The sequence below is a fragment of the Pseudomonas sp. TWI929 genome (genome assembly GCF_039673335.1).
GTDB lineage: Bacteria > Pseudomonadota > Gammaproteobacteria > Pseudomonadales > Pseudomonadaceae > Aquipseudomonas.
In genome coordinates, this window is sequence record NZ_JBDJLK010000156.1 from 1 (window position 1) to 5,057 (window position 5,057).

Genomic DNA, 5,057 nt, shown 5'->3' on the forward strand with positions numbered 1-5,057 from the left:
TCGAGCAATTGCTGCTGAATGGGCATAAAAAAATCCGATACCAGGGGGCTGGTATCGGATTTTCTAGAAACCCTGGCTCGGACTCAAATGCTTAAGTGAACAGCATTACGCGTCGTGCGGGCCTTTTTGTATGTCGCGACTAAAGCCGCACAATTCTTGACCGATTTTCTCGGGAAAGCGGATAATGCGCGTCATCGAGTTTTATGACGGCTAGCGCGCCGGGAGAATCAACATGAGCGTCGAAACCTTCACCCCTACCGGTCTGGAGTTCACCCATGGGGCAGCCCAGAAGGTGAAGAACCTGGTCAATGAGGAAGGCAATGAACGTCTGAAGCTGCGGGTGTTCGTGACCGGTGGTGGTTGCTCGGGCTTCCAGTACGGCTTCACCTTCGATGAAGATGTGGCCGAAGACGACACCATCGTCGAGCGCGAAGGCGTGTCGCTGGTGGTCGACCCGATGAGCTTCCAGTACCTGGCTGGCGCCGAAGTGGACTACCAGGAAGGCCTGGAAGGCTCGCGTTTCGTGATCAAGAACCCGAATGCCGCCACCACCTGTGGCTGTGGGTCGTCGTTCTCGATCTGAAGCCTGGTCAAAAACGAAAAACGCCGCGCAATTGCGCGGCGTTTTGCTTTCTGGCGTAGCAGCTATGCCGGGTAGATCGCGCCCAATACACGCAGGCCCTTGGCAGCCGTGACGCTGGGGCGGTTGGCGGCGATGCCTTCCAGGCAGCAATGGGCCAGCCAGGCAAAGGCCATGGCCTCGACCCAGTCCGGGTCCACGCCATGAGCACCAGTACTGGCGACGCGGGCCTCGGGCAGCAATTGGCCGAGGCGTGCCATCAGCGCGCCGTTACGCGCACCACCACCGCAAACCAGCAGCGCTTCGGTGCCTTGCTGGGCATTGCCAAGCGAGTCGATGATGCTGCGTGCGGTCAGCTCCAGCAGTGTGGCTTGCACATCCTCGTCGCGGTAAGCGGGCAGATGGGCCAGGTGGCCATCCAACCAGGGCAGGTTGAATACCTCGCGGCCGGTGCTTTTCGGGCCGCTGCCGGCGAAGAACGGGTCGGCCAGCAGTGCGCTGAGCAAATCCGCCTGCACATTACCCGAGGCCGCCCAGGCACCATCAGCATCATAGGCCTGGCCGCGCTTACGTTCGATCCAGGCATCCAGCAGCACGTTACCCGGGCCGCAGTCGAAGCCGTGGACCGGTTTGTCCTGCTCGATCAGGCTGAGGTTGCTGAAGCCGCCCACGTTAAGGATTGCCAGGCGCTGGCCGAGGTGGCTGAACAGTGTGTCGTGGAAGGCGGGTACCAATGGCGCACCTTGGCCACCGGCAGCCACATCGCGGCGGCGGAAGTCGGCGACCACGCTGATGCCGGTCAGCTCGGCAAGCAGGGCCGGGTTGCCGATTTGCACGGTAAAACCGCGCGCCGGTTCGTGGCGGATGGTCTGGCCGTGGCTGCCGATGGCGCGGATGGCATCGGCCTGCAGCCCCTGGCGGGCCAGCAGTTGGCGGATACCTTCGCCTGCCAGGCTGGCCCAGCGGTTTTCTGCCAGCGCGGCGCGGGCGATTTCGTCCGGGCCGCTGCTGCACAGGGCGAGCAATTCCTGGCGCAAATCGCTGGGCATGGGCAGGTAGTGGGTGGCGAGCAGTTCCAGCTGCTCGCCTTGTTCGATCAGGGCAATGTCCAGGCCATCAAGGCTGGTGCCGGACATTACCCCCAGGTAGAGCGCCATGGCTTAGCGCTTGTTCGCTGCGAGCATGGTGGCCTTTTCCTGATCCATGCGGGCGATCAGGGGCTGGCTCTGCTGCAGGAAGCGCTGGCGCTCATTCTTGGCAATCGGATCGGCCATTGGCACCTTCTGGCTCAGCGGGTCGACGTGCACGCCGTTGACCTGGAACTCGTAGTGCAGGTGTGGGCCGGTGGACAGGCCGGTGGTGCCAATGTAGCCAATGATCTGGCCCTGCTTGACCGAGCTGCCGGTCTTGATGCCCTTGGCAAAGCCCTGCATGTGGCCGTACAGCGTCTTGTAGCGGTTGCCGTGCTGGATGATTACGGTATTGCCGTAACCACCACGGCGCCCGGCCAGTTCGATGCGGCCGTCACCGGCTGCCTTGATCGGGGTACCGCGTGGGGCGGCGTAGTCGACGCCTTTGTGGGCGCGGATCTTGTTCAGGATCGGGTGCTTGCGGCCGGCGGAGAAGCGCGAGCTGATGCGGGCAAAGTCCACCGGGGTACGGATGAAGGCTTTGCGCAGGCTGTTGCCGTCGGCGGTGTAGTAGGTGGTGTTACCCTGCTTGTTGGTATAGCGCACGGCGGTGTAGGTTTTGCCGCGGTTGGTGAAGCGCGCAGACAAGATGTTGCCAGTGCCGACGACCTTGCCGTCCATCACCTTCTGCTCGTAAACCACGTCGAATTCATCGCCGGGGCGAATATCCTGGGCGAAATCGATGTCGTAACCCAGCACTCGGGCCATATCCATGGTCATGCTGTGGGACAGGCCGGCGCGTTGGGCCGAGGCCGACAGTGAGCTTTTGATCACGCCATGGGCGTAGGCGGTACGCACCACTGGTTTGCTGATTTCACGGTTGAAGGTGTAGCCCTTGGCAGTCTTGGTCAGGCGAATGGTTTCGAGGTTGCTGACCTTGCTGTGCAGGCTGGCCAGTTGGCCATCCTTGTCGAGCTCGAACTGCAGCACCTGGCCGTGCTTGAGCTGGCTGAACTGCTTGGCCTGCTTGTTGGTGGCCAGCAGGTCATGCACCGCATTGGCCGGCAGGCCGACCTTGGCGAACAGGGTAGACAGCGTATCGCCACGGGCTACGGTGACTTCGCGGTGGCTTGGCTCCTTGGCGGCTTCGGCGACCGGTTCGGCGGCAGGGGCTGCTGGTTGCTCGGCCTTCTGCGTCTCGGGGGCGGCGTCTTCGATCCGGGCGAATGGCGAACCTTGCTCGCCTTCGGCCTGTACCAGGGGCGCAGCGCGGGATTCGTCCTTCAACTGCTCGGCAGGGCTCTCCAGTTCGAGGCTGAGGGTGGTTTTCTTGGCTTCCACTTCGCTGGAGGGAAACACCAGCAGAGCCAGGCTGAGCAGGGCGGCGATGCCGCTGGCGGCCAACAGATGGCTTTTCGGATAAAGCGGGGGCGCTTTAGGCGGTTCGTTGGTCATGGGCAAGGTGACTTTGAAAAAGGTGAAATGGAAAAGATGAATGACATGATGAAGATGAAATAACTGTATAAAATATAACCAAATCCATTTTCACGCAAGGGCGCGTAGACGCCGCAAACCCGTGTACGGGTCACATTCCTTTGCGAAACTTGTAATTGACGGCCGATCTTGTATGGTTGGCTCCCCCTGAATCTGAGCCTTGCGGGTTTGTCTATGAAGTCGGTTGAAGAGCAGCTGGCGCTTATCAAGCGCGGTGCGGAAGAAGTACTGGTCGAGTCGGAACTGGTGGAGAAGCTCAAGCGCGGCCAACCTCTGCGCATCAAGGCCGGCTTCGACCCGACCGCCCCGGACCTGCACCTTGGTCACACGGTGCTGATCAACAAGCTGCGCCAGTTCCAGGAGCTGGGGCACCAGGTCATCTTCCTGATCGGTGACTTCACCGGCATGATCGGCGACCCGAGCGGCAAGAGCGCCACGCGCCCGCCGCTAACCCGCGAGCAGGTGCTGGATAACGCCGAGACCTACAAGCAGCAGGTGTTCAAGATCCTCGACCCGGCCAAGACCGAGGTTGCGTTCAACTCCACCTGGATGGACAAGCTGACCCCGGCCGACTTCATTCGCCTGGCGTCGCAGTACACCGTGGCGCGCATGCTCGAGCGTGATGACTTCGACAAGCGCTACACCACCAACCAGCCGATTGCCATCCACGAGTTCCTCTACCCGCTGGTGCAGGGCTACGACTCGGTAGCACTTAAGGCGGACGTCGAGCTGGGCGGTACCGACCAGAAGTTCAACCTGCTGATGGGGCGTGAGCTGCAGCGCGCCTATGGCCAGGAAGCACAGAATATCGTGACCATGCCGCTGCTCGAAGGGCTCGACGGCGTGAAGAAGATGTCCAAGTCGCTGGGTAACTATGTAGGTATCCAGGAAGCGCCAGGGGTGATGTACAGCAAACTGGTATCGATCCCGGATACGCTGATGTGGCGTTACTTCGAGCTGCTGAGCTTCCGTTCGATGGAGGAGATCGAGCAGTTCCGCGCTGACGTCGCCAATGGTGCCAACCCGCGTGACATCAAGATCAAGCTGGCGGAAGAGATTGTTGCGCGTTTCCATGGTGAAGAGGCTGCGGCCAATGCTCATCGTGCTGCGGGTAACCGTATGAAGGAAGGCGAGTTGCCGGAAGACCTGCCGGAGATCGAAGTGGCTGCGGCGGAAGACCTGCCGATCGCTGCTGTGCTGAACCGGTCTGGTCTGGTGAAGAACTCGGCGCAGGCTCGGGACCTGCTGAGTGGTGGCGCGGTGAAGGTTGATGGTGCGGTGGTGGACAAGGACTTCATGTTTGTCCTTGGTGCTACTCATGTGTGCCAGGCGGGCAAGAAGTCGTTTGGCCGGGTTACCCTCAAGGCTGAGTGATTGTCTGGTGGTGTAGCTATATAGAAGCGGGGAGGCCGGTAGGCCTCCCCGCTTTGTTTTTGGGGGTTTGGTTGTTGCTGTTGCTTTTGCTGGGCGTCAGGGCGGCTATTGGCCTGTCTATCGATGGCTTGGCTTTGAGAGGTGTTGTGGCGAGCATCTGGCAGCCCTGGCGCGGTCCTTTCCCCTTATATTTCAATTTCTTGAAATTAAAGGTTGACGCGCTTTCGAATCCCCTTATAATGCGCCCCACTTCCAGCGACAACGGAACGACAAACTCCTTGAGATTCAACGAGTTAGCCGATTCGGAAGGAGCTGAAAGGGCTACGATCAACTGATCGTCAGCGGTTGAGAAGAAGGTTGACAGCGAGTTTAAACGCTGTAGAATTCGCCTCCCGCTACGAGAGATCGCAGCGAGTCAAGTGTTTGAAGCTAAACGAGTTTCTCGCAAAAAACTTCAAAATAAACGCTTGACAGCAAAT

General features: G+C 60.2%; 4 protein-coding genes. 2 read left to right on the top strand and 2 right to left on the bottom strand.

From position 1 onward, the window contains the following. Nucleotides 1–232: 232 nt before the first annotated feature. On the top strand, nucleotides 233–583 hold the full coding sequence (erpA, locus tag ABE456_RS28140) for an iron-sulfur cluster insertion protein ErpA (protein WP_003255511.1): 351 nt from the start codon (nucleotides 233–235) through the stop codon (nucleotides 581–583). Nucleotides 584–645: 62 nt separating this feature from the next. On the opposite strand, the gene ABE456_RS28145 is transcribed toward erpA, so the two are convergent. Next, entirely contained in the window at nucleotides 646–1,737 is a 1,092-nt protein-coding gene (locus ABE456_RS28145) for an anhydro-N-acetylmuramic acid kinase (RefSeq protein WP_346646848.1), read from the bottom strand. Between the two features lie 3 nt (nucleotides 1,738–1,740). Beyond that, nucleotides 1,741–3,165: a peptidoglycan DD-metalloendopeptidase family protein gene (locus tag ABE456_RS28150; protein WP_346646849.1), complete on the bottom strand. Its 1,425-nt coding sequence runs from the start codon at nucleotides 3,163–3,165 to the stop codon at nucleotides 1,741–1,743. A 213-nt stretch (nucleotides 3,166–3,378) separates the two neighbouring features. Here ABE456_RS28150 and tyrS point away from each other — a divergent pair, with 213 nt between their 5' ends. Then, nucleotides 3,379–4,578 (top strand): tyrosine--tRNA ligase, encoded by a 1,200-nt coding sequence (gene tyrS / locus ABE456_RS28155; RefSeq protein ID WP_346646850.1) that lies wholly within the window; start codon nucleotides 3,379–3,381, stop codon nucleotides 4,576–4,578. Nucleotides 4,579–5,057: the final 479 nt, after the last annotated feature.